The organism is Aestuariivita sp. (genome assembly GCF_049276915.1).
GTDB lineage: Bacteria > Pseudomonadota > Alphaproteobacteria > Rhodobacterales > Rhodobacteraceae > Aestuariivita.
On the sequence record NZ_JBASXK010000065.1, the window covers coordinates 1 to 26,764 of the forward strand.

The window sequence follows — 26,764 nt, forward strand, 5'->3', positions numbered from 1 at the left end:
TTTGCGGCACTGCCGCATCTTGCGCTGATCAGTCCCGCCGCACAGTCGCGCGAGACCTCTGGCCTGCGCGCCTATGCGGGTGGGGCTGAGCGGATCATCTATACATCGGGTTCTTCCGGCACGCCCAAGGGCGTTGTGCTGGGTGATCGCCAGATCGGGGCCTCGCTCCAGGCCCTCAGCGACGTGATTGCTGCGGATGCGTCAGATACGCATCTGTCCATTCTGCCGCTTGCACAGCTTTTGGAGCAGATCTGCGGCGTCTTCCTGCCAATCATGGCCGGTGCCAGAACGGTTTTCCGCTTTGAGGCAACCAGGGCGCTGTTCGGAGCCCCGATCCAGCCGCTGGTCGATGCCTTTGACACGCTCGCCCCCACCACAAGCCTTTTGGCTCCGGCCATTCTGGGGCGGTGGGTTGATGCTTTGAAAGCCGGCAATCGGCGCGCCAATGACAGCTTGCGGTTCGTGGCTGTTGGCGGGGCATCATGTCCGCCGTCCTTGATCAACGCCGCTCATGATGTCGGTATTCCTGTCCATGAGGGATACGGGCTTTCGGAATGCTGCGCGGTGGTTGCGATGAACCGACCGGGCGATAACAAGCCCGGAACAGTCGGCGCGGTGCTGGACGGGCTTACCGTCACCCTGGAGAATGGCGAGGTCGTCGTGTCCGGCCCGACCGTGATGAGCGGATATCTGAATGCAGAGGCGGCACCGCATGTTTGGCGCACGGGTGATCTTGGGCATTTTGACGGGGATCGGCTGGTCATCGATGGCCGCAAAGACGCCCTCCTGGTCACCGGAGCAGGGCGCAACATCTCACCTGAGTGGGTCGAGCAGCGCGTGAATGTGGATCCGCGCATCGTCAGTTCCGCCTTGGGTCTGCGAGACTCGGATGGCGCGCTGGTGTTGATCGTGGTGTCGCTGGCACCGGTTTCACCATGCGAAATAGGCGCCTATCTGGCGGATTTGCCGCTCTATGCGCATCCAGCGGCTTTGATCGTGACAGACCCTTCCGAGGCCGGCCTGCTGTTTGCGGTCGGAACCCCCAACCGATCTGTCGCAGCATCCCTGATCAACACGCGTCCTGCGCGGCCGTTCAACCTCACACAGGAAAGCATGGCATCATGAACGACAAGAAAACGGTTCTGATCACCGGTGCAGGCACCGGAATTGGCAGGGCACTGTCCATTCAGGCCGCCCTCAAAGGGTTCGAGCTGATCCCGGTTGGACGCACCATGAAGACGCTGGATGAGACAAGGCTCATGTGTGCCTCAGGCAACATTCGCTGTGTCGCGGCCGATGTAACCAGCCCTGAGGGGCGGGCCTTGATCGTCGATGCCGTCAATGGTGCGCTGGATATACTCATCAACAACGCGGGTGTGCTGGCTGTCGGTCATCTTGCAGATATGGCCGACGGAGACCTTGAGAGGATGGCACAGACAAACCTGATCGCGCCGATGGCTCTGACACGGGATCTGTTGCCGGCCTTGCGCGTATCAAAGGGCCGTATCGTGAACATAGGTTCGGTATTTGGCGATATCGCCTATCCGTTCTTTGCGGGTTACTCGGCCACCAAATTCGGACTGCGGGGCTTTTCTGATGCCATGCGGCGCGAGTTGTCCGGTAGCGGCATCGGTGTGACCTATATCGCTCCGCGCGCAACACGCACGGCTGCAGAAGGCGCATTCAGCGCATTGATGGAGCCATTGGATATGACCCTCGACACCGCCGAAGCGGTCGCGTCCCAAGCGTGGGACGCGATCCTGAAAGGCAAGCGCGAGAGCTTTCCCAAAGGCAAGGAACGCTTTTTCGTCAAGGTTCAGCGCCTCTTTCCATCCCTGGTCGACAAATCCGTCGGTGCTCAGGCGCGCGATCCCAAAACACTGGCGGCGCTCAAGCCGTCGGTCATTTCCTGAAACTCGAAAATCACAGGACATCCTGCATGAGCTACAATGTCATCCGCGCGTCTGAGGCGGGCACCACCACTGTCGATCCGGCAATTCTGTTGAAAATCAAGGACCATCTGAAAACCGATGGATGGGCCATGTTGCGTGGCTTTGATATGGACATGCCCGCATTCAGCGCGATCACCGCGCAGCTGTGCAGGACCATCACCTTTGATCCGGCTCGGGAAAACACGGAAAAGAACACCCAGAAAGTTGACGCCGGTCTGGGCCCGATCGGCCTTCACATCGAAAACGGAAAAACACCTGTTTGCCCCGATATCGTGGCGTTTTTCAGCGCGCGCGCCGCCTTTGAGGGGTCGCAAACCACGATTTGCGATGGTCGTGATGTCTATGAGGCGTTCTCGCATGCGCAACGGGAACGCTGGTCTCAACGGATGACGGTCACGCGGACGCTGCCCGAGGCGCTGTGGAAGCGATACCTGGCCAACCAGCACCCCGCCATCAGTGAACCCGAAGAGGTCACGCATGAACATGTTCTTCAGTTCAAAGCTGCGATCCCGGATCAGGATTTCACCTTGAACGACGACGGATCGCTTGAGTACAGGATCAGGCTTTCGCCTGTGCGAGGGTCTTCTTTGTCAAATGGGAAGGCTTTTGCGAATGCAATCCTGGGCCCCTCCCATAACTATGAACCGCCCGTTTACAGGCTTGATGATGGCTCGGTTGTGTCTGCTGATGAAATCAAGGAATTGCGAGACATCGCAGAGACTTGCACTGTGGAGATAAACTGGCAGGACGGAGATGTCGCCGTCATCGACAACACGCGTGTCATGCATGGGCGTCGGGCAATCAAGGACCAGGACAGAACCCTGTTCATCGGAATGGGGCGTCTGTGAAGGCCGGCGGTTCTTTCGCCTTTCGCATCTGAGGGCCGCAAATTGTCCGTTTTGTACAGCGCTGGCGCGGCAGATGGTTGTTTTGTACCCCCGTCTTGCCGGGGATTGAGCCGCCATCCGGCAGATCACAGTCTCTGGTCAGTCGGCCGGCAGGAGTGATCCGCTTGCGGGTTTGCGCAAGATGTCAGCCGTCACCAAGACAGGCATGGCCCAAAGCGTTGGGGGGGGCGGTTCAGGGGGCAAACCGGGCCCGGGTTCGATTGGCGAAGGCCACAAGCGTGAGCATGACAGGCACCTCGACCAGAACCCCGACCACGGTCGCAAGGGCGGCTCCCGAGTTCAGGCCAAACAGGCTGATTGCGACAGCAACGGCAAGTTCAAAGAAGTTCGAAGTGCCGATCAGCGCACAGGGTGCGGCTATGCGATGCGGCACTTTCAGGGCGAAGGCCGCGGCGTAGGCAAGCGCAAAGATCCCATAGCTTTGCAGAATGATCGGTACGGCAATCAAAGCGATGATGAAAGGTTTGGACACGATCACCTGTCCCTGAAGGCCAAAGAGGATCATTACCGTGACGATCAGGCCAATGACGGAATAGGGTTTCACGCGGGCCTGCAATGCCTCGATTGCGGCCCTGGACTCAAGGCGGCGGCGGGTGATCAGGCCTGCGGCCAGCGGCAGCGCGATGAACAGCAGGACCGACAGCACCAATGTGGACCAGGGAACGGTTATGTCGGTCACGCCCAGCAGGAAGGCGACGATCGGAGCAAAGGCGATGACCATGATCAGATCGTTCACCGAGACCTGCAACAGCGTATAGGTTTCGTCTCCGCGGGTCAGTTGCGACCAGACGAACACCATCGCCGTGCAGGGGGCCGCGCCAAGAAGGATCAATCCGGCGATATACTGCATCGCATCCTCGGGCTGTATCCAGGGCGCAAACACATATTGAAAGAACAGCACGGCCAAAGCTGCCATCGTGAAGGGCTTGATCAGCCAGTTCACCACGAGGGTGATCATCAATCCGCGCGGTTGCTTTGCCACGTCGCGCAGCGACCGGGGATCCACGCCAACCATCATGGGATAGACCATCGCCCAGATCAGAACGGCAACCACCAGATTGACGCTGGCGACCTCTGCTGCCGCAACCAAGGTGAACAGGCCCGGGGCCAGGTTGCCCAGAACGATACCGCCCAGCATCGCCAGAGCGATCCAGAGCGACAGGTATCTTTCAAAAATGCTCATGCCGTTGCCTGGCGAGGTTCAAGCGTTCTGAGTTGCAACACACAGACCCAGCTCAGCGCGATCATCGCAGCCGCCGTTCCAAGGCACAAGGCCAGTCCCCCCAGCTGGAAGGTAAGGCCGGACAAGAGCGTGCCGACAAGGCGGCCTGCCGCGTTGGCCATATAGTAAAAGCCGACATCCATCGTGACGCGTTTCGTGTCGGTAAACCTGAGGATCAGGTAGGAATGAAGCGATGAATTCACCGCGAAGATCCCGCCAAAGACCAACAGGCCCGCAACAATTGCCAGAGTCAGTGCAGGGGATGGGGCCGGGGCCAGCCAGACCAGACCGGCCAGCAGGGCGGGCACGAGGATCAGCACACCCACCCATCGTCTTGCCTGGATCAAAAGCTGGGCCTGTGCGCGCGAACCCGCCTTGAGGATGCGCGGTGCCCAACCCTGTATGGCACCATAAAAAATGGTCCAGACAGCCATGAAGGTGCCGATCATGAAAAAGGCTGCCCGGTTGCCTTCGGTGCTGCCGTCCGAGAGCACGGCGTAGAAATAGATCGGAATGCCCACCACGAACCAAACGTCGCGCGCTCCGAACAGGAACAACCGCGCGGCGCTGAGCCAGTTGATGTTGCGGTTCTTGGACAAGACCTCGGAGAACTTTGCATCCTTGCGCCCGACCGGCAGACCTCGGGGCATGCCGATCACCACGCCGATCAGGATGACAAGAAGGATCGCCGCCATGCCAAGGACCGATGGCACGAACCCAAAGACCGCCAGCAGCGCCGCTCCCAGCAGAAAGCCGACTCCTTTGACTGCGTTCTTTGATCCCGTCAGAAGCGCCACCCAGCGGAACAGGCCGCCCCCGTCGCTGGGTGCCAGGAGTTTCACGGCACTTTTCGCGCTCATCTTGGCAAGGTCCTTGGCGACACCGGAAAGGCCCTGAACAAGCATCACGAAGACCACGGACGCACCGATGCCCCAGGCGGGATCAAGCTGTGCAAGGGCCAGCAGCGCCAGCACCTGCAAGGTCAGCCCGGCATAGAGCGTCACGGTCAGTCCGAACCGCGCCGCGATCCATCCCGCCGACAGGTTGGTTATCACACCCGCGATCTCGTAGAGCACGAAGAGATAGGCCAGTTGTACCGGCGAGAACCCCAATGTGTGGAAATGCAGCAGCACCAGCATGCGCAGCGCGCCATCGGTCAGCATGAACGCCCAGTAGGCGGCCGTGACCGCGATATAGGCCGCAAACCCTGCCGGACGTGTCACAGTCTGTCGCCAACCATCAGGGCGACATCCACAAGGCGATGGGCATAGCCATATTCGTTGTCATACCACGCATAGACCTTCAGCTGGGTGCCGTTCACCACCATGGTCGAGGGTGCATCGATGATGCTGCTGCGCGGGTCGTTGGTATAGTCGGACGACACAAGGGGCCGTGTCTCATATCCGAGGATGCCCGCAAGTGGCCCTTCGGCGGCGGCCTTGAACAGGGCGTTCACCTCGTGCACCGTGGTGTCGCGCGCCATTTCGAAGACGCAGTCGGTGATCGACGCATTCAGCAGCGGCACCCGCACCGCATGGCCGTTCAGCTTGCCGGTCAGTTCGGGGTAAATCAGCGTGATGGCTGTTGCCGATCCCGTGGTTGTCGGGATCAGGTTGGTCAGCGCCGAGCGGGCGCGTCGCAGATCCTTGGCGGGGCGGTCCACGATCGTTTGTGTATTGGTCACGTCGTGGATCGTCGTGATCGAGCCGTGTTTGATGCCGATCCCGTCCATCAAGACCTTCACCACAGGGGCCAGGCAGTTTGTCGTGCAACTGGCGGCTGTCACGATCTGGTGGATATCCGCGTCATAGATGTCATCGTTCACACCATAGACGATATTGGCCGTTGGCCCGTCCTTGACCGGAGCGGAGACGATGACTTTCTTCACGCCCGCCGCAAAATAGGGGGCGAGTTTGGCTTCGGTCTTGAAGGCTCCGGTGCAATCGATCACCACATCCACGCCCGCCAGCGGCAGGTCCTGGACTGTGCGGCTGCTGGTCACGGGGATGCGGGTGCCATCGATGGTGATCGCATCGTCATCGGCGGAAAACGTGGCTGGCCAGCGCCCGTGGATGGAATCGAACTCGAGCAGATGGGCATGCATCGCCGGATCGCCAACGGCATCGTTGATGAAGGCGATCCTGGCGCCGCGTTCCAGAAGCGGGCGCAGCGCCAGTTTGCCAATGCGACCGAGGCCGTTGAGAGCATAGGTGGTCATCAGATGTCATTCCTGTGTCGCGGGTTGCCTGCCGATCTCGTCGACATGTCGTTGCAGCGATCCAGCGTCCAGGCTTTCGAAGGGCAGGGAGGTGAAGGCCTTGATGCGGTTGCGCAGGGCTGCGTAGGTTTGCTGAAAGGCCAGGCGTTTTTGCGCATCGGTGCCGGTTGCCTTGACCGGGTCGGGCAGGCCCCAGTGCCCCGAGACCGGCTGGCCGGGCCAGACCGGACAGTCTTCATTGGCGGCCCGGTCGCAGACGGTAAAGACGAAATCCATGCGGGGTGCGCCTTTGCCCTGAAATTCGGTGATGGACTTTGCACGCAGCCCGGAGGTGTCATGCCCCTTCGCGCCAAGCAGTGCGACGGCAAAGGGGTTGAGGTCCGACCGAGCAGCGGTGCCGGCGGAATAGGCCGTGAAGCGCTCGCCTGCGATGTCGCGCAGGATGGTCTCGGCAAAGATCGAGCGGGCGGAATTGCCGGTGCACACGAACAGCACGTTGAATGTCTTGTCGGGCCGGGCAGACAGGCTGGTGAGCAGGTCCGAGACCTGCGGCGGGCACAGATCCGCGCGGCCCCGGCAGCAATCGACGAAGAGACCGGAGACAATCTCGCGCGCCGCGTCCAGATTGACCGCGTAAAGCAGCCGCGTGCCATCCCGGCGCTGCGAGATCAGCGCGACCTGGGTGAGCGCCGAGAGATAGACCGATGCCGTGCTGGCCTTGAGGTCGAGGGCGGTCGCGATTTCACCGGCGGGCAGTTCGTCGGGATAGCGCCGCATGAGCAACCGAAACACCGCCATCCGCTGGGGGTGGCTGAGGGTTGCCAGTCGATCGGTGAGTAATGATTCCATATTTCGTGAATAATGGAAATAATTCGGGCGTGTCAAGAGGGGTCCGCCCCGGTTTGTCGGGCAAAAGGCACCTCCCTGCGGCGCTTCCTGCCTGAGGGCGGATGCCGCGGCCGGGCTGCGGGTGCTTGCTATGCGACCGTGTTGGACAGCGTGCCGATGCCTTCAACCGAGATGCAAACGCAGTCGTCAGGTTTCAGGTATCGCTTTGGTGTTCGGCTGCCTCCGGTGCCATCGGGCGAGCCTGTTGCGATCACGTCGCCCGGAAGCAGCGTGAACAGAGATGAGGCATAGGCGATCTGCTCGGGCAGGGAAAAGATCATTTCGCGCCCATAGGCAGATTGCATCAACTGGCCGTTCAGGGTGACGCTGAGATGCAGGTCCTCGACGGGAGGCAGGGCATCGGCGGTGGTGATCCATGGCCCCCATGCGCCTGAATTGGCAAAGTTCTTGCCCGCATATATCGAGTGTTTCTGCCAGTCGCGCACGGACCCGTCATTGAAGGGCGCATAGCCCAGAACATGCTCCATCGCCCGTTCCGGTGTCACATGGCGCGCGGGTTTTGCGATGACGGCGGCAATTTCTCCCTCGAAGTCAAAGCTGTCGGCTGGTGTTCCACGAGGGGTTTGCAGCGCCTCTGCATGTCCCACAAGCGTTTCGCGTTCCTTGCCGAACAGGATGATGTGTTCGGGGTTGGGAGGTGCCACACCGTCAACGGGATAGGGTTTGGGATAGTTCATGCCCACGCAGATGATCTTGCGCAGGTTTGGAATGGGCGGTTGGAATGTGATCTCGGTGTTCGACACGTCTGTGGCAAGGTTCGCGGGGTCTTTCAGGCTTGCGACTCTGCCCGCCTCGATCAACGCGCGCAGGGTGGGATACCGCGCGATCAGATCCGGGCTGGCGGGGGCGACGGTCTTGCCCCGGAAAACCCCATAAAGCGCCTGACCTTTGAAGAGAAACGAGCCGATGTTCATGTGTTGACCTTCGAGAATGCCGCTCCGCGTTGACGCAGAATGGCTGTGAGCGTGTCATTATAGGGCGTTGCGATATCACATGCGCGCCCCATGACCGGGACGATCCCGTTTATCGCGTCCAGTTCAGACACCCGACCTGCCATGTGATCCAGAAGCATGGACGGGCGCGCGCCGCGCAGGCTTGCTCCAAAGGCCGTGACATAGGCGACGGGGTCGTCAAAGGACAGTTGCACGTGTTTTGCCTGCGCGATTGCATGCGCTTCCAGCATGGCTCCCAGCGCGATGCGCCAATGATCAGGATGATCCATCAATTCCCCGACCGTGACGTTGAATGCCGTGCAGGGTGCGCTGAAGGTGACGTTGCAGAGAAATTTTTCCCAGATCAGCTGGGTGATGTTCTCAAACGCTCGGGCGTTGAAGCCGGCCTCCTGACAGATGGCCTCGATGCGGAGCAATCGCTGGCTCAGGCCGCCGTTTATCTCTCCGATGCGGATCAGTTTCATGCTGTTGTGATGTGCGTGACCCGGTCCCTTCATCGAGGCTCCAAAGCCATCCGCGACACCCAGCAGGACAGTGTGCGCGGGTATGTGTTGCGCGATGCGCTCGCCCGCCCCAAGCCCGTTTTGAATGGTCAGAACCGTTGCATCCGGCCCGATCACCGGGGCGGCGGCTTGGGCGGCTGGTCCGACCCCGGCGGCTTTCGTGGCAAGGATGCACAGATCGCAGGTGCCAACATCGGTGATCTCAGTGGTGGCGCGTATGGTTGTGAGCGTTCTGTCGCCGCTGGCCCCCTGAACTCGCAGGCCTGTTGTGTTGATCGCATCTACATGTGCGCCCCATGTGTCGACGGCCCAGACCTCGTGGCCGGCATCGGCAAGCAAGGCCGCATAGATCGATCCCATCGCGCCAACGCCGATCACTGCGATTTTCATGCGGGCGTCATCCTTGATGCGGGCAGGCGGATATCGAAGCGCGCCCGGAGTTCCTGCTCGACCTCGGCGCTGATGTGGCGGGGAAAGTGCCGCGCCAGCGTGTCCCTGACGGTGTTGCGCGCGGATGTGTTGATATTGGGGGCACCGCTGGCAAGCCAGGCGTCGGGGGGCTGGCGATCGGCATGGGCGGGATAGACGAAATCGGATTTCATCCGGGCATAGGTGTCTGCATGACCCAGAAAGTGGCCTTCGCCGCGCACGGTCTGGGCGATCACATCCGTGGACAGGGTGGCATCGCTGACCTCGATCGGAGTGGCGGATTGCAGGATTGCCCCAATCATGTCGTTGTCGATGACATAGGCTTCGAAAGAGGTTGCCATCAGGCCCGCCTGCGTGCCTGCGGCTTGGGTGATCAGATTGGCTCCGGCCTGGGCGGCCAGGGCGACTGACAATGCTTTTTCGTATCCTGCTTGCGCATCGGCCAGCTTGCTGTCCGTGGCACCGGCTATGGTCGAGTTCGCCAGATCGCAATGGCGGGCAATCTGTGTTGCCGCCGCCGTCAGGATCGCCTGTTCCCCGCTGCCCCCCGCCATCCCGCCCGAGCGCAGGTCCGTGACCATCGGGCGCGCGCCATAGATGGCGCGCACATCAGGATCCAGAACCCAGGCAAAGACCATTCCCGCCAGCGTTTCGGCATGTGTCTGGGCCAGGCAGCCTGCGATCGTGACCGGGCTGGAGGCTCCCATTTGCCCGAATGTGTTGACCATCACGGGGATGCCTGCGGCAACGGCTGCCGCAATCACCTCGCAGGCTTCGGCGTCAAAGCGCAAGGGCGGTACGGCGTGATTGATGTTGAGCGACAGGAATGGCCGCGCGCGGAATGCCTCTTGTGATCCGGCCAGAGCATAGCAGATCTGCGCGATATCAGCGACATGCTCGGCGTGGCTGGCGCTGACCATCACATGTTTGGATGTGCCCGCCAATGAGGCGAAGGCGGTGTTCACGTCCAGATCACGGGTGGTCTGCATATCGCCCGCAATCATGGAACGTGCGAAGAACCCGACGTGTTCGAGCGTATCCACCAGCCGCGCCGCGTCATAGAGATCGGCCAGTGTCGACATGCGGTAGCTGCCGTCCAGCATATCCACGATGTTTGGAGACGCGCCGCCCGATCCGGCGTGGACATGCGCGCCGCTCATGTCCAGATCCTGTCCCGGAGCCCTGCCAAACAGCACAAAGCCACGGCGCAGCCCTGCCAGCGCCTCGTTCACCAGCGCCTTCGGGAACAGCAGACGTTTATCTTCGGTCAATACCCCGCCCCGTGCCGTGAGGGCCTGCACGACCACCGCGGGAGCCTCGCTCATGCCGATCTGCGCTAGGATATCCAGCGCTGCGCCATGCACCCTTTCCAGATCGTGACTGCTCAGCGGATTGAGACGTCCGGCACTGGGTGCTGTGCGCCTGACCTTTTCCGCGACCTGCGGATCCGCGGTTTTGCGTCGGCCTCCCGAGCGTCGACGGGGTGGGGTTCGCGCTGCTTTGTCCATGGCTGCTGCATTCTCCTGATGCGCTCACATTGGTTGTCCTCGGATGGCTCGACAAACAATTTGTCTGTCGGTTATAGATAAAGAAAACTGTTGTCATAAGGCGCGCCAGACATGCCACACATGCCGAAAAAGCTGCCTTTGACTGCCTTGCGTACCTTTGAGGTCGCGGCCAGACGGCTCAGCTTCAAGGATGCCGCCGAGGAACTCTGCGTCAGCGCCACCACGGTGAGCAATCAGATCCGCGAGTTGGAGCGCGACTGGGGCTGCAAGCTGTTCATTCGCAAGACACGGGCGGTGGTGTTGACCGACGAGGGGCGGTCGCTGAGCACCGTGCTGACAAAAGCCTTTGACGATATCCGGGCCGAGATCGAGCCGCGCGCGCAGAGCACCCGCAAGACCGTGACCCTGGCTGTCGGTCCGATTTTCGGAAGCCGCTGGCTGGTGCCGCGCCTTGCGCAGTTTCGCCGGGACCTGCCCAATATCGACCTGATCCTGCAGGACAGCCCTCGGATCACCGATGCGGTCATGATGTCCTCGCATCTGGCCGTTGATTGGGGCGTTGGCAACTGGTCGGGTCTGGAAAGCCACCGTCTGGTGGATATCACCTATGCCCCTGTACTGAGCCCGCAGCTTCTGGCCGAGCGCGGTGGTTTGGCCAGCCCGAGAGACCTGATGAGGTATCCGATCATTCATCAGCGGGACCGATCGGAATGGAATGCGTGGTTCGAGCGTGCCGGGTGTGAAAATCTTGCCCTGAAAGAAGACATCATCATTACGGATACAAATACCGTCATGCAGGCCGCTCTTGACGGGCAGGGGGTATCGCTGGGGATTTTCCCCTTCATGCGGCGGGACCTGGAGGCGGGTGTGCTGGTCAAGCCGTTCGATGTCGAGCTGAAACCAAAGCGATCCTTCTATCTGCTGGCCAAACCCGGCGGCGCGCGAACGGCCGAAGTGGCCTTGGTCATGCGCTGGCTTTTGGACAGTGCCCTCTCTTGAGAAGGCGAGGAGATGTGTGTCTGAGGCGCCACTGGGCTCTGTGGGGGAAGCCGCGCGGTTGCGGCGTGGTTCGGTCACGTTCGGCCGGGGGCACCTCGTCAGGTTGCCGTCAGGTCCGGTGGCCATAAGGTCATTCATGCGTTGCGGCATCAGATGGGTTGCTCATGGGTATTGGGCACCGAGGCGGCCGCTTCTATCTTGAACGGTGTGATGGCCCGGTGTGGTCCACGGTGCGGCCCCTTACAGAAGTCAATTGCATGCGCGTCTTGCTGGTAGAAGATCACCCACCCCTGGCCGAAGCTGTCATGGATGCGCTGGGGCGGGCCGGGTTCAGCGTTGACCATGCCGGCACCGCATCGGATGCGCGCGAGATCGCTGCGATTTCGGATTTCGCTCTGGTCATCCTTGATCTGGGCCTGCCCGATGGCGATGGGCTGACGCTGTTGGCGCAGCTGCGAGATGGCGGCCGGGTGCCGGTGATCGTGCTGACGGCGCGTGATCAACTGAGCGACCGGTTGGCGGGTCTGGATGGTGGGGCGGATGATTATGTGGTCAAACCGGTCGAGATGCAGGAACTGATCGCACGCTGCCGCGCCGTGTTGCGCAGGCCCGGTGAGCGCCTCGCCAGGCAATTGCGCGTGGGCCCGCTGGTCCTGGACACGGTGGCGCGTTCTGCAAGCCTGGGCGACAGGCCGATCCCGTTGAGCCGCCGTGAACTGGGGGTTCTGGAACAGCTTATGCGCAGCGCCGGGCGTGTGGCTTCGCGCGCCGTGCTTGAGGACGCGCTTTACACTCTGGATGACGAGGTGACGCCCAACGCTCTGGATGCGGCAGTGTCGCGACTGCGCCGGGCGCTGGAACGGGCGGGGTGCCCGCTGCCTATCGTGACCGTGCGCGGCATCGGCTGGATGCTCCCGCGTGAGGCTGCCGCATGACCGCGCGCCCCTTGGTGCAGGTCCTGACCCGGCGGCTGGCGCTGATGGCGGGCCTTGTCGTGTTTCTGAACGTGGTTGCGGTTGCGCTTTACTATGGATTTGACCGGCGTGAATTGGAGACCGAGGCGATCGAACAGATGGTCGATCGGATGGATCAGGCGCTGGAGGGAACGGAACTTCCGTCTGACGCGCCCGTGCGCGAGATCTTTGCTGATCACCCCGAAGCCTATGCCTTTGCCCTTGTCGATCGGAGCGGCGAAGTTCTGGAGGTGATGAACCCCGCCCTGATCCCGCCCGTGGCTGCCGCCATCTTTGCCGATGACTGGGTGACGCGGCTGGAACGGCTCGATGCACCCCTGATCGTGGCAGGGCACGAGTTCAGCGGGCGCAACGATGGGCTGCGCATGGTCTTTGTCATGGCGGGCGATCCGGCGGGCCTGCTTGCGCGGGCCTTCCTGAGCGAGTTCTACCGTCATGTCGGCGTGCCGATGGTGCCGGTTGTCGTGGTCTTGATCGGGTTGAATTTCCTGCTGATCCGGCGGGGCCTTGCACCTCTTGCCGCGGCGGCGGCTTGGGCGCGCGATTTGCGCCCCGGTGCGGCGGTGCCAGCGCCGCCGATCGGGGATCTTCCGGGCGAGGTGGCCGATCTTGTCGATGCCACGCAGCGCGCGCTTGATCGCCTGTCGGGCGCGTTGGAGGCCGAGAGCCGCCACGCGGCAGAGGTCGCGCATGCCCTGCGCACGCCCGTGGCGGTTCTGGTCGCGCGGCTGGACGCGCTGGCGCCGGGAGAGACAACGCAGAGATTGCGTGCCGATATCTCGGCCTTGTCGCGCACGGTGACGCAGGTACTGGCCTCGTCCCGTGCGGACCGGCTGGAGGTGGCCGAGGACCGGGCGGTTGATCTCTGCGAGGTGGCGCGGGCGGTTACGGCCGCGCTTGCGCCCTTTGCCTATGACCGGGGGGTGGAACTGGCGCTGGACATACCCGAGCAGCCGGTTCTTGCGCAGGCCAATCCCGAGGGCGTCGAGGTTGCGTTGTCCAACCTGATCGAGAACGCCATTCTGCATGGCGGTCCGGGCCTTGTCGAGATCGCGGTGCGCCCGGGCCCGGCGATCCATGTGCGCGATCACGGTCCGGGCCTTCCACGTGATGCCGGGCCCGAGATGTTCAAGCCCTTCTGGCGCGGCGTGGGTGCCGTACCCGGTGGCGCAGGGCTTGGGCTTGCCATCGTGGATCGTGTCCAGAAAGGGCAGGGCGGTCGTGTTGAGGTTGACCCGCCCGAAGACGGGGGGGCCAGTTTCATCCTGCATTACGAGCCGCCAGGTTTCTGACGCGCGGTCAGACTGCCGTCAGACTCATCCGGCATATCCTGTGTCATGGGATCAATGAATGATCCCGCGAAACACAGGAGATGACCATGAACAACGTTCAGAAATTCGACATCAAATAGGCGAAGACATGGCTGTCCGGCGAGGTCGAGATCCGCATGCCCAAGCTGTGGCTGGTCCTTGGCGGCGTGGCGCTTGTCGTGCTGCTGATTGTCGCTTTGGACTGATCCCTCATCAAGACACATAGGGGCTTATGTATGAAACTTCTTGCCACTGTCGCGCTTCTTGGCGCGCTAGCCTCGACCGCGGTCCTCGCCGACTCGATCACCCCCATCGCCGAGGCGAAGCGGGGCAGCATGGTCACCGTTCAGGGCACGGTCGAGCGGATCACCGACGAGGATGAATTCCGCCTTGCCGATTCCAGCGGCCAGATCCGCATCTATGTCGGGCCAAACTGGGTGCCCGCCGATGTGGGTGAAAACGTCATCGTCACCGGCTTTGTCGATGATGATCCCGGACCACGCGAGATCTATGCCCGCAGCCTGACCCGCGCCGACGGTTCAATTATCACGTTCACCCATCGCTACGACTGACGGCGGCGCTTTGCGGATATTGATCGATATCATTTTTGCAGGAATTCCGATGTGCCAAGATTGGCGACGCAGGTGGGCGCAGGTGGGCATTGACCACTCTTGGCACAAAAGGAATGCAATGAACCGGATCATATACCTCGTTGGCCTCGTGATCGTCGTCGCGTTCATGCTGGGCTTTCTCGGCCTTCGCTGAGGGCAGAGATTGTCGCAGCTGAACACGTGCGGCCAAAACGACGATCCGTCGCAAAACCCCGGAATCTGGCACCACCGCCCCCGGGCCGGGTGCCCCTGATGCTCCTGGTCAGCCCCCCATGGGGCGCGGGCCAGATCACGCCTCGTCGAGCACCTTGCGGGCGACGCGGAAACACTCGAGCGCCTGGGGGACGCCGCAATAAATGCCGATCACATGGATGATGGCGCGAAGCTCGTCCTGGCTGACGCCATTGCTGATCGCCCCGCGGCAGTGGATTTCCCATTCGTGCATCTTGCCCAATGCGCCGATCATCGACAGGTTCATCATCGAGCGCGTCTTGGCGTCGATGACATCATCGCCCCAGCCAAAGCCCCAGCACCAGGCGGTCATGGCCTCTTGAAACGGGCGGGTGAAATCATCCGCGGCGGCGAGGTTCTTCTCGACATATTCGGCACCGAGGGTGGCTTTGCGTTGCTCCAGTCCCTTCAGGAACAGATCTTCGTCGAATGCGCTCATGGCTCAGCCTTTCAATTTGATTGTCATTCCGTTCTAGCACCCAGCCAAGCCTGATTGCGACGATCCTGTCCTTGTGTCCGCAGCTTGGCCTTTGGCGCTGTGCCAACAGGGCCTTGGCTCAATCGTCGACCGCCTCGCGCATCCAGCGTTGCAGATGCATGACCGAGTGTTCCGAGTTCACCCCGCAGTTGGGATCAATGACCAATGGCCCCGGCACATAGCCCCGTGATTTCAGCCCGCGCTGAACGCTTTCGACAAGGTGGATGTCTTCTTCCACGGTTGTGGCGCGGTCTTGTTGGGCCATGCGGCGCACGGTTTCGTTGTCTTCGCCGCCCACAGAATACCATCCGCGCCAGACCACCACGTGATCGGCATCCACCGCGCGCCAGTGATAGGTGTTTAGCAGATTGCCGGGATAGACCTGGAACGAGAACATGGGCCAGAGAAACCAGCTGGAGTATTTGTCATTGTTGGGAAATCCGCTGTCTATGTCATAGCTGAGTTGGTCAAGGCTGGTGCTTTCGGTCGTGTGGCGCAGGCAATAGCCCTGGGGCTGGATGTCATAGGTTTCGGGTTTGATCACACCGGTGGAAAAGGTCGGATGGTTCAGGGTGCAGTGATAGCATTCCGAGTAGTTCTCGACCGAGACTTTCCAATTGCAGTTTTCGGGTATCTCCACCCACTCCAGCGGTTTCAGTTCGGCCCAGTTGGGCACAAAACTTGCCAGTTCCGCGCGCACATTCGGGAACCACTCGTCCATCGGTTTCGCGTCCTTGTCCAGATTGACGAAGATGAAGCCGCAGAACAGTTCGGTGCGCACTTGGGTCAGGCAGACGGTGGATTTGTCAAAGCCTTCCACCACCTTGATATTGGGTCCGGCGCGCAACTGGCCTGTCAGTTCATATGTCCAGGCGTGGTAGGGGCAGACCACGACCCGAGTGGTCCCCGCGCCGCTCACCAACTGGTGCGCGCGGTGCTGGCAGACGTTGTAGAAGGTGCGGATTTCTCCATCGCGGCCCTTGATGCAAAACAGGCTTTCACCGGCCATCTCGAAGGCGAAATAGTCTCCGGTGTTTGCAAGTTGCGACGCATGGCCCGCGAACTGCCAGGTACGGGCCAAAAGCCCCTCTGTCTCTGCCGCGAAAACGGCAGGATCGGTGTAATATCTGGCTTCAAGCGACCGCAGGGCCTGAGGCTGTGGTGTCATTCGGGATCCTGCTGATAAAGGCCAAGTTGATGGCGGCGGCGGTGGAAACTCTCAACCCTGTCGACGATTTCATCGCTTGCCACGGCGATGACGAAGCTGAGCAGGGTTTCCAGCAATGCGATGGTTGAGACAGAGGAGGGGAAGAACTGCGGCGTGTCTGCCGCGACAACAAAGCCGTGCTCGGCCGCGCGAATGGCCGGGCTGGCCGGGCTGTCGGAAATTCCGATGATCCTGACGCCCTGCTCGGCGGCGATACGCACGGCATCCACGACTTCGGTGCGGTAGGGGCGGCAGGTCATGGCGATCAGCACGTCGCGCCCATCTGCGCGGGCGAGGTCGTCTATCGCCGTCGATCCCAGTTGCGGGATGGCATGAAAATCCGTCATGCCGGTCGAGGCAAGATAGGTGAAGTTGCGCGCATTCGCATTCATCACGCCAACACCCAGCACATAGACCCGACGCGAGGCCCAGATGGCCTCGGCGGCATCTTTCAGCGCCGTGACGCCAATGCCGGCAAAGGTCTCTTCGATGTTGCGGATCGCCTCGGTGACCATGTCGGCATAAAGCTCGCCCAGATCGTCCGACTTGCGGATGTCCTGCAGCCAGCGGACCCGATCAGGGAAATCGACGGCTCCGCGCCGGATCGCCTCGCGAAAGGGCGCGCGAAAATCGTCATAGCCTTCAAAGCCCACCTGACGCGCCATGCGCACGATGGTGTTGGGCTTGACCCGCGCGGCCTCGGCAATCTCGCGCACGGTGGAAACGCCCACATCGCGGGGGTTTTCCAGCACATAGGTCGCCGCCTTGCGCGCTTCTGGTGTGAGGTCGGAAAGCTCTTCGGCAAGCCGTTCCAGAATCTCGGATGATACATTTGTCCCATTCATGATTGACGATGGTATTTTTGTTCGCTTACCGTGTCGAGAGAAAAATCGACTCGCAAGGGAGATGCCCATGGTCGCCGAGTTTCCTAGCCATGCACGTGTGGTCATTGTTGGTGGAGGCGTCATGGGCGCAGGCCTTGCCTATCATCTGGGGCATGAAGGCTGGGGGGCTGAGACCGTCCTGCTGGAGAAGGCTGAACTGACCAGCGGCAGCACATGGCATGCGGCCGGGCAGATCACCCATTCAACATCCAGCTTCGGCCTTGGCAAATGCGTGGATTACAACATTGGCCTTTATTCCGGCGGGCTTGAGGCCGAGACGGGCCAGCCGGTCACCTGGCATGGCTGCGGATCCTTCCGACTGGCCTATACCGAGGATGAGATGGACTGGCTGCGCCACACGCTTTCCGTGGGTCGCTCACTGGGCTTCAACATCGAACTGGTCGGGCCGGAATGGATTGCCGAGCTGCATCCGTTTTACAACCTCGACGGTGTGCTGGGGGCTTTGCACACGCCGGACGATGGCCATGTGGACCCCACCAATGTGACAATGGCCATGGCGGCGGGCGCGCGTCAGAAAGGTGTGCGGATATTCCGCCAGTGCCGCGCCACCAATATCACCCAAGCGCCAAGCGGCGAATGGGTGGTTGAGACCGAGAAGGGCACGATCACTTGCGAACATGTGGTGAATGCCGGTGGAACTTACGCGCGCCAGATGGGTGAATGGTCGGGCCTGCAACTGCCGATGACGTCGATGACGCACCATTACTTTGTGACCGAGCCGGTCCCTGAATTCGAAGCTCTCGACAGGGAACTTCCAGTGATACGCGATGATCGCAAGGTCTCGGGCTATATCCGGATGGAGCAGAAACGCGGGCTGATCGGTATCTATGAAAAGGAAAACCCGAATTCGGTCTGGCACGATCAGTGCCCGTGGGACTATGAGAACTGGTTGTTTGATTCGGATTATGACCGCGTCATGCCCTGGCTTGAGGAAAGCCTGAACCGAATGCCGATCTTTGCGAACCTCGGCATCCAGCGCGAGGTGCATGGGGCCATTTCGCATCCCCCCGATGGCAACCCGATGATCGGTCCTGCGCCGGGGGTAAAGAACTATTGGTGCTGTTGCGGCACGCAGATCGGGATCGGTTGGGGCCCCGGTTTGACCCGCGAGTTGGCGCGCTGGATGGTGCATGGGGCGGCGGATATCTCGATGCGCGAGTATGACCCGCGCCGCTTTGGCAGCTATGCCACAAAGGAATGGCAAGTCACCAAGGCGCACGAGGATTACTGCCTGCGCCATGAAATCCCGTTCCCGCATTTCAACCGCATGGCGGGCCGGCCGATCAAACCCTCGCCGCTCTATGAGGTGCTCAAGGCCAAGGGCGCGGTTCATGAGGAAGTCTATGGCTTCGAGCGCCCGCGCTGGTTCGCCCGGAACGGGGTCGCGCAACAGGATCACTATTCCTTCAGGCGCAACGCCGTGCATGATGTCGTCGGTGCAGAGGTCAGGGCCGTGCGCGAAGCCGTGGGCATCATGGATGTAACGGCCTTCACGAAAGTCGAAGTCGCCGGGCCGGATGCATATGCATTGCTGGACCGGCTGACCGCCAATCGGATGCCGCAGAAAACGGGCTCGATCACGCTCACGCATATGCTGAACCGTCGCGGGCGGATCGAGTTGGAAACAACGATCGTGCGCATGGCTGAAGATCGGTTTTACCTGGTCTGTGCGGCCTTCTTTGAACAGCGTCTGCTGGATCACCTCGCACAGAACCGCGCAGGCGAGGATGTCACTGTCACCGCCCTGTCTGCCGAATGGTCGGCTTTGTCGCTCAATGGGCCGCGCGCGCGCGATGTGCTGGCCGGTTGCACCGACGCGGATCTGTCAAATGCCGCTTTCCGCTGGCTCTCGGCGCAGGAAATCACCGTGGCGGGTCACAAGATCTGGGCTTTCCGCATGTCCTATGCCGGCGAGCTTGGCTGGGAATTCCATATGCCCAATGCCGCCTGCCTTGACGTTTACACTGCGCTCTGGGCGGCGGGTGAGGCGCATGGCATTGCCGATTACGGCTCGTTCGCGATGAACGTCATGCGGATGGAAAAAGGGTTCAAGGGGGCAGGGGAGCTGACCAACGAGGTCACGCTGGCCGAGGCGGACGTGCTGCGCTTTGCCCGCACGGACAAGGAGTATCTGGGGCGCGACAAGACCCTGAACACCGATTTGCCATGGGTCTGCGCCTATCTGGAGATCGAACCGGATGGTGAGGTTGACGGACATGGCGGCGAGGCCGTCTTGCTGGATGGCAAGGTTGTCGGATCAACCGCGTCCGTGGCTTATGGGCATACGGTCGGCAAGATCCTTGCCTTTGCCTATGTCAAACCCCATGCCAATTTTCCAGGGACGGAGGTCAGCGTGATCATCGCAGGCAAGCCCCGCAAGGGTCGTGTTCTGGGCGCGCCTGCTTACGATCCCGAAAGCCTGCTGCCCCGCGAAGATGCTATCCTGGAAGCAGCACAATGAGTTTACCACCAACAATGCGCGCCATGGTCACGATGGGGCATGGCGATCTGGACGTGATGGTTCTGCATGAAGACTGGCCGCGCCCCGATCCGGCTGCGGGCGAGGTGCTGATCCGGGTCGGGGCCTGCGGGCTGAACAACACGGATGTGAACACGCGGTCGGGCTGGTATTCCAAGGCGGTGACCGAGGCGACCACCGGCGGCGCGTTCGAAAGTGTCAGTGACGAAGACCCGACATGGGGCGGTGCACCGATCCGCTTTCCGCGTATTCAGGGGGCGGATGTGTGCGGTCATATCGTTGCGGTCGGGGCGGGGGTCGATGCAGGCCGCATCGGCGAGCGTGTCATCACCGACAACTGGCTGCGAGACGCGGATGATCCTTTGGACATGAACAAGAGCGGGTATTTCGGTTCGGAACGCGATGGTGGGTTTGCCGAATACACCACCATCCCCGCCACCAACGCTTTGGCGGTGACATCAGACCTGACGGATGCGGAGCTGGCCACGTTTTCGTGCTCGTATTCCACGGCTGAAGGCATGCTGACCCGTGCCGGCGTCGGCCCCGATGACACGGTGCTGGTGCCGGGTGCCTCGGGCGGGGTGGGCGGCGCGCTGGTGCAACTGGCAAAACGGCGCGGTGCGCGGGTGATCGCCATGGCATCCGAGGCCAAGCACGCCGATGTGACGGCCCTTGGGGCGGACCGGGTGCTGGGCCGCGCCCCTGCGGATTTGCCCGCGGTTCTTGGAGCCGACCGGGTCACTGTTGTGGCGGATGTCGTGGGCGGGGCGAACTGGCCCAATCTGATCGATGTTCTGGAGCGCGGCGGGCGATATGTCTGTTCCGGCGCAATTGCCGGGCCGATGGTCAGCCTTGATCTGCGCACGCTTTACTTGCGCGATCTGACGTTCTTTGGCTCGACCGTGATCGACCCGGAGGTAACCGAAAACCTGATCCGCTACATTCAGGAAGGCGAGATCCTGCCCGCCTTGGCCGCGACCTATCCGCTTGAAGAACTCCGGGACGCGCAAGCCGCCTTCATTGAGAAACGCCACACAGGCAACATCGTGGTGACCCCATGACAGCAGAAGCTTTCGATCACTTTTACGCGGTGGCAACAGGGCTGGTTGCCGCTGAGCCTGAGTTGATGGAGTTTGCGGGCTGGCCTGCGATCACCTTCGTCGAGAAGGCGCATACACCCTTGCCGGTGGTGGAGATCCTTGCCGAATACGACCTGGACCATACCGGTGCGTCTGCCGAACTGCACCGCGCGGTGCAGGCTGTGGCCGGCTATGCAGACTGGCAGCAGACCTATACCGAGCAAGAGGTTGGTGCCGATTTTCTGGCACGCTACGGGTATTTCGAATTGATCGGGCCGAGCGGGCATTTTCAGTCCGACCAGATCAGGGCCTATATCGCGTATTGGGGTCATGGGCTTGTATATGACTGGCACCTGCATGAAGCAGAGGAACTTTACTATATCGTTTCAGGCAGCGCCTTGTTCCAAGCGCAAGGCGTCGAGTCCAAGGTCCTGGGTCCCGGTGACATACGGACCCATGGATCAAACCAACCTCACGCGATGACAACCACCGACAGCCCGGTACTGACCCTTGTCCTTTGGCGGGGCGCGGGGCTGACCGGACTGCCACGAATGGGGCGCGCATGAAAATTACCCGTATCACGGTTTTCCAGGTCGATCTGCCGCTTGAGCATCCCTATTGGCTGTCCGGTGGGCGGCTGAAGTTCGAAATGCTGGACAGCACCTTCGTGCGCATCGACACGGATGAAGGGATCAGCGGCTGGGGCGAGGGATGTCCCTGGGGCACGACCTATCTGCCCGCGCATGGCCCCGGCATCAGGGCGGGGATCGCGACCCTGGCACCGGCCGTTCTTGGCCGCGATCCGCGCGCGCTGCGTGCCGTGAACGAAGCGATGGATGTCCAGCTTCCTGGCCATCTCTATGTCAAATCCGCGATAGACATCGCCTGCTGGGATATTCTGGGTCAGGTTGCGGGCCTGCCGCTCTGGCAGCTGTTCGGAGGCGACAAGGCCCAGCCCGTTGCCATCAATTCATCCATTTCCACCGGAACCCCGGAAGAGATGATCTCTCGCATTCACAAGGCGCGTGAGATCGGGTACCGGGTTCATTCTGCCAAGCTGGGCGGGCATGACACAGATGTCGACATCGCGCGGATCGAAGCCATTTCCGCCGCATTGCCGACAGGCGACAAGCTGACCTTCGATATCAATCGCGCCTGGACGCCGGCGGTGGCCGTTCAGGTTCTCAATTCGGTCGCCGCGCGCGACTGGGTGGAACAGCCCTGTGAAACACTCGAGCAATGCGCTCATGTCGCACGCAGAGTGGCCAACCCGATCATGCTGGATGAGTGCCTGCATACGTTTCAGGATCACCTCAACGCCTGGCAGTTGCAGGCATGTGAAGGGATCAAGGTCAAACCGAACCGCGTAGGCGGGCTGACCAAGGCCCTTCAGATCCGCGACTTCGGAGTCTCTGTCGGCTGGCAGATGCATATTGAAGATCTGGGCGGGTCTGCTCTGGCCGATACCGCCGCGATCCATCTGGCATCCGCGACCCCGGATGCGTACCGTCTGGCCAGCTGGCTTTGCCATCAGCACCTCGCCGTTGATCCGGTGCCGGGCCAGGGCGCGCGCAATCTCGGCGGGTTTGCCACGCCGCCGGATACGCCCGGGCTTGGGGTTCGCCCCGATGAGGACGCTTTGGGCGCACCCGTGGCGGTTTACACATGACAACGGATGGCTCTGATGAACAAACTTCACACCCAGAATGAATGGATCGCCCGCGCCCAGGCCGTTCTGCCTGCGGGCGGCTTTGGCAATTTCGATCCCGGCATTCTGATCGCGCGCGGCGAGGGTGCCCATGTCTGGGACGAAGATGGCCATGTATACATCGACTATCTGATCGGATCGGGCCCCATGCTGTTGGGCCATGGCCATCCCGAGGTCATGGAGGCAGTTCTGGAACAACTGCCTAGGGGCATGACCTTCTTTGCCAACAACACCAAGGGCATTGAGCTGGCCGAGGCCATCGTCGAGGCCGTGCCGTGCTGCGAACAGGTGCGCTTTGTCACTTCGGGCGGGGAGGCGGATATGTATGCCATGCGCCTTGCCCGCGCGTTCACGGGGCGTGACAAGATCCTCAAATTCGAAGGTGGCTATCACGGCATGAGTGCCGAGGCGCAGATGAGCCTTGCTCCGGCAACAGCGGTCAATTTCCCGCAAGCCGTGCCCGACAGCGCTGGCATTCCGCAAGGGGTGGCGGATCAGATGCTGATCGCGCCGTTCAACGATCTTGCGGCTGTGGCCTCGCTGCTGGATGAGAACCCGGATGTCGCCGCCATCATCGTCGAGCCGTTGCAGCGCATCATCCCGGCGCGGCCCGGTTTCCTGCAAGGGCTGCGGGATCTGTGCGACAAGCACCATATCCTGCTGATCTTCGATGAGATCGTGACCGGTTTCCGGCTGGCCTATGGCGGCGCGCAGGAACGTTATGGCGTGATCCCTGACATCTGTACGCTGGGCAAGATCATCGGCGGCGGTTTTCCCCTGGCGGCCCTGGGTGCCAGCGCCGAGATCATGGCGCATTTCGACAAGGCTGTGGTCGGCGCAGATAGATGGCTGATGCAGCTTGGAACCCTTTCCGGCAATCCCATCGCGGCAGTCGCAGGGCTGAAAACGATGGAGGTGCTTGGGCGGGAGGGTCAATACGACCGCCTGCGCTCGCTTGGGAAGCGCTTGCAGGATATGCAGGCCGAGGCGCTGCGCGCGCAGGGCATTGCGCACCAGATCTGCGGTGATGCGACCTTGTTCGACATCTTCTTTACCGAAGCCGACTGTATCGACTATCGCAGCGCCAGGCACCGCGACCCGGCCCATGGCGTGACCTACAATGCGGAACTGCGTGCGCGCGGGATCTTCAAATCCCCGGGCAAGCTCTATCCCAGCCTTGCCCTGAGCGAACAGGATCTGGAACACACCCGGATTGCGGTCACGCAGGCGGCGGCGATCCTTGCAGCGCAGATATCGCCTCAGCGGGATTGACCTGGCAGCAGATTGGCGATCCAGTCGAGCAAGTCGCAGGGCAGCGGCGTTGGTTTGCGCGCGTTTCCCCATCCATCTGGCAGCACCGGACTTGATGCAGCAACACACGAAACCCGAAAGGACAGCGCAGTGATCCCCGAAATTGACATAGCACCCCTGTTTGCCGGCGCTGGCGCGGCGCGAGATGCCGTTGACAAGCAGATCCAGCAAGCGGCCTCCGAGGTGGGCTTCATGACGATCACAGGCCTGCCCAATGATGTCTTGTCTGCCCGGACGCGCCGTCGCATGCTGTCGATCTTTGATCTGGCCGATGCGGACAAACGCGCCCTGACGCGACAGAACTTTGCCCCTGAAAACAGCAATGTCTATCGCGGCTGGTTCCCACTGCAGGATGGACATCCGACCTATAAGGAAGGCATCGACATCGGTGCGGATCTTGTCCATCCCGATCGCCCGACAGACCCGTCCGACCCGCTGACCGAACACACGCCCATGCCGGATCTGCCGGATTGGCGCGCGGCCTGCGAGGGCTATTACAAGGAAATGTCCCAGACGGGCCAGGTGCTGCTGCGTTCCCTGGCGCGCGGTCTCGGGCTGCCCGAGACCCGGTTCGAAGCGGCCTTTGCGCAGGAAAGCTCGACCCTGCGGCTGATCCACTATCCGCCGCGCTCTGAACAGAGCTTTGGTGCGGACCGCGCGGCCTTCGAGGTGACCCATGACGCAAAGCCCTATTACTTGCTGGGGGCGGCTCATGCGGATAGCGGGTTTGTCACATTGCTGGCACAGGACGGGGTCGAGGGACTTCAGGCGCAGATGCGGGATGGCACATGGATCTCGGTAGCCCCGCGCGAGGGATCGCTGGCCGTGAACTTTGGCAAGCTGCTTGAACGCTGGACGGGTGGTGCGATCCGGGCAACGGTGCACCGCGTCATCGGACAGGGGACACGGCGTTTTTCGGTGCCGTTCTTTTTCGAGCCGTCCATCGATGCGGTCATCGCCCCGATCGAAGGGATCGGCACGCCATTCGAACCGATCAACTACGGCGATCACCTGTGGGAAGCGACGACAAGATTTGTCGAGCAAAAGGGTATCGCCCATCTGCGCCAGCCTCGCGGGATCAAGACGGCTACGCTCTGATCATCCTGCGAACCTTTGCTGCAACATGTCGGAAATCGGGCGTTTCCATTAGACCTGCGCCGGTACAAAAGCCCCGGTTTGCAAACACTGCCCGCTAAGTTTCGAAATCCATGACGGGATATGAAGCATGGGTGCAAAATCAGAGAGTCAACGCGGCCTGTTCTTCCCGAACGGCATCGAGCACGATCAGGTCGACCGCCTTCGGCCCATCGAAGAACGCGGCGCATGCCTCGACGAACAAGTGCACCAGTCGCCGTTTCGGACCCGGCGCGAACCCCAGCGAAAGCGTGACGCCCGACGCCGCCTCTGACGCGGTCCTTGATACCGGAACACAGCGGATTTCGCGGCCCGCGTAAGGCCGCACGTCGCGCGGGCGCATGTTCAAAAGTGACACCCCAAGTCCGGCGGCAACCAGTGAACGCACCATCTCGGTCGAGTTGGCGGTGGCGACGATGCGGAACGCCTCTCCGCTTTGTTCCAGCAGCTGCATGTAGTATCCACGCGCCGCAGGTCGGTCCAGAAGGATCAGCGGCTCGGCGATGATTTGCGACACCGACACGGCACCGCCCGACGCGATGGCATGATCCGCCGGACACAGGCAATACGTCGGTGCAAAGATCAGTGTTTGCGTTGCGATCTGTGGATTTGGCACTTCGGCCACAAAGATGATCACGTCAAACTGCCCGTCAAGAAGCCCTTTTTGAATGGATGTGTTGTCACCTTCGGTCAGGGACAGCGAGACCTCGGGATGCGCGGCAAGGAGCGGTGCACAAATCTCGGGAACAAACGCCGGCGCGATTGGCGCGTTGTAGCCGATGGCCAATCTGCCAGAGAGTGCGGACTGCAGGTCGGACACATCGGTCATCATGGCGTCATAGCGTTCCAACAGGTGGTCGATGCGTCGCAGAACGTCGCGTCCGGCCAATGTGGGGAACACACCCTTGGCCCGAGCCCGCGTTGCCAGCGCCATACCAAAGGCATCCTCGGCCTGATCGAGGGCTGCAGCGATGGCCGAAGGTGCCACATGCATGGCGTCCGCGGCGGCCGTGATGCTGCCCGATCGCAGGGCCGCCTGAACATAGCGCATCGCGCGCAGGGAAAGAGACACGGTCAATACCTCCGATATTCCGAGGTAATATCGCTCATAAAACATTTTTTCCAAGGATCGTTTATCTGGCACTCTGTGCAGGTCCAGTCCAGAACGCGAGTATCAGATGAAATCCCGGACCCGAGTTGTTGTCATCGGCGGCGGCATTGCAGGCTGCTCGACGCTTTATCACCTGACCCAGGAGGGCTGGAGCGATGTCGTTCTGGTGGAACGCGACGAACTGACCAGCGGTACAACATGGCACTCGGCGGCGCAGGTCACGAATTTCGGGATGAATCAGACGATGGTCGGGCTGAAAAGCCATTCCATCGCGCTTTACAAGAAGCTGCGTGATGATCCCGAATACCCCGTGGGATATCACCATGGCGACGGCGGCATCCGGCTGGCGAATACCGAGGCGCAGATGCAGGGCTATCGCCACTTCGCGTCGATGGCCCGCGGTATGGGAGTAGAGTACGAGGTGATCGACGCCGAGGAATGCGCGCGCCGACATCCGCTGATTTCGACCGAGAACCTGCTGGGTGGGCTTTGGGACGGGGAGGATGGCGATATCGACCCGGCTCAATTGTGCCAGGCACTGGCCTTTCACGCCCGCAAGGCCGGAGCAGAGGTCTATCGCAACACGCCCGTCACAGCTCTGAGCCAGCACAAGGACGACAGCTGG

General features: G+C 61.5%; 25 protein-coding genes. 14 read left to right on the forward strand and 11 right to left on the reverse strand.

What is annotated here, in order from left to right; all coding sequences use genetic code 11:
* From WAO69_RS06760 to WAO69_RS06770, 3 genes are all read left to right on the forward strand, one after another.
* A partial coding sequence (locus tag WAO69_RS06760; RefSeq protein ID WP_422177339.1) for an AMP-binding protein occupies window positions 1-1,125 on the forward strand: 1,125 nt, incomplete at its 5' end.
* Window positions 1,122-1,913: an SDR family NAD(P)-dependent oxidoreductase gene (locus WAO69_RS06765; protein ID WP_422177341.1), complete on the forward strand. Its 792-nt coding sequence runs from the start codon at window positions 1,122-1,124 to the stop codon at window positions 1,911-1,913. The genes WAO69_RS06760 and WAO69_RS06765, both read left to right, overlap by 4 nt.
* Before the next feature lie 26 nt (window positions 1,914-1,939).
* Window positions 1,940-2,800: a TauD/TfdA family dioxygenase gene (locus WAO69_RS06770; RefSeq protein ID WP_422177343.1), complete on the forward strand. Its 861-nt coding sequence runs from the start codon at window positions 1,940-1,942 to the stop codon at window positions 2,798-2,800.
* Window positions 2,801-3,032: 232 nt separating this feature from the next.
* On the opposite strand, the gene arsB is transcribed toward WAO69_RS06770, so the two are convergent.
* From arsB to WAO69_RS06805, 7 genes are all read right to left on the reverse strand, one after another.
* Window positions 3,033-4,043, reverse strand: a complete 1,011-nt coding sequence (arsB, locus tag WAO69_RS06775) for an ACR3 family arsenite efflux transporter (RefSeq protein WP_422177345.1) — start codon at window positions 4,041-4,043, stop codon at window positions 3,033-3,035.
* Complete coding sequence (gene arsJ, locus WAO69_RS06780; RefSeq protein WP_422177347.1) at window positions 4,040-5,305, reverse strand: organoarsenical effux MFS transporter ArsJ; 1,266 nt, start codon at window positions 5,303-5,305, stop codon at window positions 4,040-4,042. The genes arsB and arsJ overlap by 4 nt, the downstream gene beginning before the upstream one ends.
* The gene (locus WAO69_RS06785) at window positions 5,302-6,300 is read right to left on the reverse strand and encodes an ArsJ-associated glyceraldehyde-3-phosphate dehydrogenase (protein WP_422177349.1); all 999 of its coding nucleotides are present in this window, start codon (window positions 6,298-6,300) and stop codon (window positions 5,302-5,304) included. Before WAO69_RS06785 ends, arsJ begins: the two co-directional genes overlap by 4 nt.
* Window positions 6,301-6,306: 6 nt before the next feature.
* Window positions 6,307-7,149: a helix-turn-helix domain-containing protein gene (locus WAO69_RS06790; RefSeq protein ID WP_422177351.1), complete on the reverse strand. Its 843-nt coding sequence runs from the start codon at window positions 7,147-7,149 to the stop codon at window positions 6,307-6,309.
* 128 nt (window positions 7,150-7,277) lie between these two features.
* Window positions 7,278-8,123 carry a fumarylacetoacetate hydrolase family protein gene (locus WAO69_RS06795; protein WP_422177353.1) on the reverse strand — a complete coding sequence of 282 codons (846 nt, stop codon included), beginning with the start codon at window positions 8,121-8,123 and terminating at the stop codon, window positions 7,278-7,280.
* The gene (locus WAO69_RS06800; protein WP_422177355.1) at window positions 8,120-9,055 is read right to left on the reverse strand and encodes a ketopantoate reductase family protein; all 936 of its coding nucleotides are present in this window, start codon (window positions 9,053-9,055) and stop codon (window positions 8,120-8,122) included. Before WAO69_RS06800 ends, WAO69_RS06795 begins: the two co-directional genes overlap by 4 nt.
* Window positions 9,052-10,602, reverse strand: coding sequence for a trimethylamine methyltransferase family protein (locus WAO69_RS06805; protein WP_422177357.1), 1,551 nt, complete (start codon window positions 10,600-10,602; stop codon window positions 9,052-9,054). Before WAO69_RS06805 ends, WAO69_RS06800 begins: the two co-directional genes overlap by 4 nt.
* A 111-nt stretch (window positions 10,603-10,713) precedes the next feature.
* On the opposite strand from WAO69_RS06805, the gene WAO69_RS06810 reads away from it, so the two are divergent.
* From WAO69_RS06810 to WAO69_RS06825, 4 genes are all read left to right on the forward strand, one after another.
* Complete coding sequence (locus tag WAO69_RS06810; RefSeq protein WP_422177359.1) at window positions 10,714-11,601, forward strand: LysR substrate-binding domain-containing protein; 888 nt, start codon at window positions 10,714-10,716, stop codon at window positions 11,599-11,601.
* Between the two features lie 257 nt (window positions 11,602-11,858).
* The gene (locus tag WAO69_RS06815; RefSeq protein WP_422177361.1) at window positions 11,859-12,536 is read left to right on the forward strand and encodes a response regulator transcription factor; all 678 of its coding nucleotides are present in this window, start codon (window positions 11,859-11,861) and stop codon (window positions 12,534-12,536) included.
* A complete protein-coding gene (locus WAO69_RS06820) occupies window positions 12,533-13,867 on the forward strand; it encodes a sensor histidine kinase (RefSeq protein WP_422177363.1) in 1,335 nt (444 codons plus the stop codon). The genes WAO69_RS06815 and WAO69_RS06820 overlap by 4 nt, the downstream gene beginning before the upstream one ends.
* A gap of 254 nt (window positions 13,868-14,121) precedes the next feature.
* The gene (locus tag WAO69_RS06825; protein WP_422177365.1) at window positions 14,122-14,457 is read left to right on the forward strand and encodes a hypothetical protein; all 336 of its coding nucleotides are present in this window, start codon (window positions 14,122-14,124) and stop codon (window positions 14,455-14,457) included.
* Between the two features lie 328 nt (window positions 14,458-14,785).
* Here the strand turns inward: WAO69_RS06825 and WAO69_RS06830 are convergent, their stop codons facing one another.
* The 3 genes from WAO69_RS06830 to WAO69_RS06840 form a co-directional block, all read right to left on the reverse strand.
* The gene (locus WAO69_RS06830; RefSeq protein ID WP_422177367.1) at window positions 14,786-15,166 is read right to left on the reverse strand and encodes a carboxymuconolactone decarboxylase family protein; all 381 of its coding nucleotides are present in this window, start codon (window positions 15,164-15,166) and stop codon (window positions 14,786-14,788) included.
* Between the two features lie 118 nt (window positions 15,167-15,284).
* Window positions 15,285-16,373, reverse strand: a complete 1,089-nt coding sequence (locus WAO69_RS06835) for an aromatic ring-hydroxylating oxygenase subunit alpha (RefSeq protein ID WP_422177369.1) — start codon at window positions 16,371-16,373, stop codon at window positions 15,285-15,287.
* Window positions 16,370-17,257 (reverse strand): MurR/RpiR family transcriptional regulator, encoded by an 888-nt coding sequence (locus WAO69_RS06840; RefSeq protein WP_422177371.1) that lies wholly within the window; start codon window positions 17,255-17,257, stop codon window positions 16,370-16,372. Before WAO69_RS06840 ends, WAO69_RS06835 begins: the two co-directional genes overlap by 4 nt.
* Window positions 17,258-17,324: 67 nt before the next feature.
* Here WAO69_RS06840 and WAO69_RS06845 point away from each other — a divergent pair, with 67 nt between their 5' ends.
* From WAO69_RS06845 to WAO69_RS06870, 6 genes are all read left to right on the forward strand, one after another.
* Complete coding sequence (locus WAO69_RS06845) at window positions 17,325-19,778, forward strand: FAD-dependent oxidoreductase (RefSeq protein ID WP_422177373.1); 2,454 nt, start codon at window positions 17,325-17,327, stop codon at window positions 19,776-19,778.
* The gene (locus WAO69_RS06850; protein WP_422177375.1) at window positions 19,775-20,857 is read left to right on the forward strand and encodes an alcohol dehydrogenase family protein; all 1,083 of its coding nucleotides are present in this window, start codon (window positions 19,775-19,777) and stop codon (window positions 20,855-20,857) included. Before WAO69_RS06845 ends, WAO69_RS06850 begins: the two co-directional genes overlap by 4 nt.
* Entirely contained in the window at window positions 20,854-21,441 is a 588-nt protein-coding gene (locus WAO69_RS06855) for a dimethylsulfonioproprionate lyase family protein (protein ID WP_422177377.1), read from the forward strand. Before WAO69_RS06850 ends, WAO69_RS06855 begins: the two co-directional genes overlap by 4 nt.
* Window positions 21,438-22,544 carry a mandelate racemase/muconate lactonizing enzyme family protein gene (locus WAO69_RS06860; RefSeq protein ID WP_422177379.1) on the forward strand — a complete coding sequence of 369 codons (1,107 nt, stop codon included), beginning with the start codon at window positions 21,438-21,440 and terminating at the stop codon, window positions 22,542-22,544. The genes WAO69_RS06855 and WAO69_RS06860 overlap by 4 nt, the downstream gene beginning before the upstream one ends.
* A gap of 15 nt (window positions 22,545-22,559) precedes the next feature.
* The gene (locus WAO69_RS06865) at window positions 22,560-23,855 is read left to right on the forward strand and encodes an aspartate aminotransferase family protein (RefSeq protein WP_422177381.1); all 1,296 of its coding nucleotides are present in this window, start codon (window positions 22,560-22,562) and stop codon (window positions 23,853-23,855) included.
* 129 nt (window positions 23,856-23,984) lie between these two features.
* Window positions 23,985-24,992, forward strand: a complete 1,008-nt coding sequence (locus WAO69_RS06870) for an isopenicillin N synthase family dioxygenase (protein ID WP_422177383.1) — start codon at window positions 23,985-23,987, stop codon at window positions 24,990-24,992.
* A 139-nt stretch (window positions 24,993-25,131) separates the two neighbouring features.
* Here WAO69_RS06870 and WAO69_RS06875 read toward each other — a convergent pair whose 3' ends face one another.
* A complete protein-coding gene (locus WAO69_RS06875; protein WP_422177385.1) occupies window positions 25,132-26,145 on the reverse strand; it encodes a LysR family transcriptional regulator in 1,014 nt (337 codons plus the stop codon).
* Window positions 26,146-26,206: 61 nt separating this feature from the next.
* Between WAO69_RS06875 and WAO69_RS06880 the strand changes: the two genes are divergently transcribed.
* Window positions 26,207-26,764, forward strand: a 558-nt coding sequence (locus tag WAO69_RS06880; RefSeq protein ID WP_422177387.1) for an NAD(P)/FAD-dependent oxidoreductase, incomplete at its 3' end; no start/stop codon positions are given.

Bases quoted from the DNA above. Each gene is read 5' to 3' on its own strand.
- WAO69_RS06765 (WP_422177341.1), top strand. From the start codon at position 1,122: ATGAACGACAAGAAAACGGTTCTGATCACCGGTGCAGGCACCGGAATT.
- WAO69_RS06770 (WP_422177343.1), top strand. From the start codon at position 1,940: ATGAGCTACAATGTCATCCGCGCGTCTGAGGCGGGCACCACCACTGTC.
- arsB (WP_422177345.1), bottom strand. From the start codon at position 4,043: ATGAGCATTTTTGAAAGATACCTGTCGCTCTGGATCGCTCTGGCGATG.
- WAO69_RS06785 (WP_422177349.1), bottom strand. From the start codon at position 6,300: ATGACCACCTATGCTCTCAACGGCCTCGGTCGCATTGGCAAACTGGCG.
- WAO69_RS06790 (WP_422177351.1), bottom strand. From the start codon at position 7,149: ATGGAATCATTACTCACCGATCGACTGGCAACCCTCAGCCACCCCCAG.
- WAO69_RS06795 (WP_422177353.1), bottom strand. From the start codon at position 8,123: ATGAACATCGGCTCGTTTCTCTTCAAAGGTCAGGCGCTTTATGGGGTT.
- WAO69_RS06800 (WP_422177355.1), bottom strand. From the start codon at position 9,055: ATGAAAATCGCAGTGATCGGCGTTGGCGCGATGGGATCGATCTATGCG.
- WAO69_RS06805 (WP_422177357.1), bottom strand. From the start codon at position 10,602: ATGGACAAAGCAGCGCGAACCCCACCCCGTCGACGCTCGGGAGGCCGA.
- WAO69_RS06810 (WP_422177359.1), top strand. From the start codon at position 10,714: ATGCCACACATGCCGAAAAAGCTGCCTTTGACTGCCTTGCGTACCTTT.
- WAO69_RS06815 (WP_422177361.1), top strand. From the start codon at position 11,859: ATGCGCGTCTTGCTGGTAGAAGATCACCCACCCCTGGCCGAAGCTGTC.
- WAO69_RS06820 (WP_422177363.1), top strand. From the start codon at position 12,533: ATGACCGCGCGCCCCTTGGTGCAGGTCCTGACCCGGCGGCTGGCGCTG.
- WAO69_RS06825 (WP_422177365.1), top strand. From the start codon at position 14,122: ATGAAACTTCTTGCCACTGTCGCGCTTCTTGGCGCGCTAGCCTCGACC.
- WAO69_RS06830 (WP_422177367.1), bottom strand. From the start codon at position 15,166: ATGAGCGCATTCGACGAAGATCTGTTCCTGAAGGGACTGGAGCAACGC.
- WAO69_RS06835 (WP_422177369.1), bottom strand. From the start codon at position 16,373: ATGACACCACAGCCTCAGGCCCTGCGGTCGCTTGAAGCCAGATATTAC.
- WAO69_RS06840 (WP_422177371.1), bottom strand. From the start codon at position 17,257: ATGAATGGGACAAATGTATCATCCGAGATTCTGGAACGGCTTGCCGAA.
- WAO69_RS06845 (WP_422177373.1), top strand. From the start codon at position 17,325: ATGGTCGCCGAGTTTCCTAGCCATGCACGTGTGGTCATTGTTGGTGGA.
- WAO69_RS06850 (WP_422177375.1), top strand. From the start codon at position 19,775: ATGAGTTTACCACCAACAATGCGCGCCATGGTCACGATGGGGCATGGC.
- WAO69_RS06855 (WP_422177377.1), top strand. From the start codon at position 20,854: ATGACAGCAGAAGCTTTCGATCACTTTTACGCGGTGGCAACAGGGCTG.
- WAO69_RS06860 (WP_422177379.1), top strand. From the start codon at position 21,438: ATGAAAATTACCCGTATCACGGTTTTCCAGGTCGATCTGCCGCTTGAG.
- WAO69_RS06865 (WP_422177381.1), top strand. From the start codon at position 22,560: ATGAACAAACTTCACACCCAGAATGAATGGATCGCCCGCGCCCAGGCC.
- WAO69_RS06875 (WP_422177385.1), bottom strand. From the start codon at position 26,145: ATGTTTTATGAGCGATATTACCTCGGAATATCGGAGGTATTGACCGTG.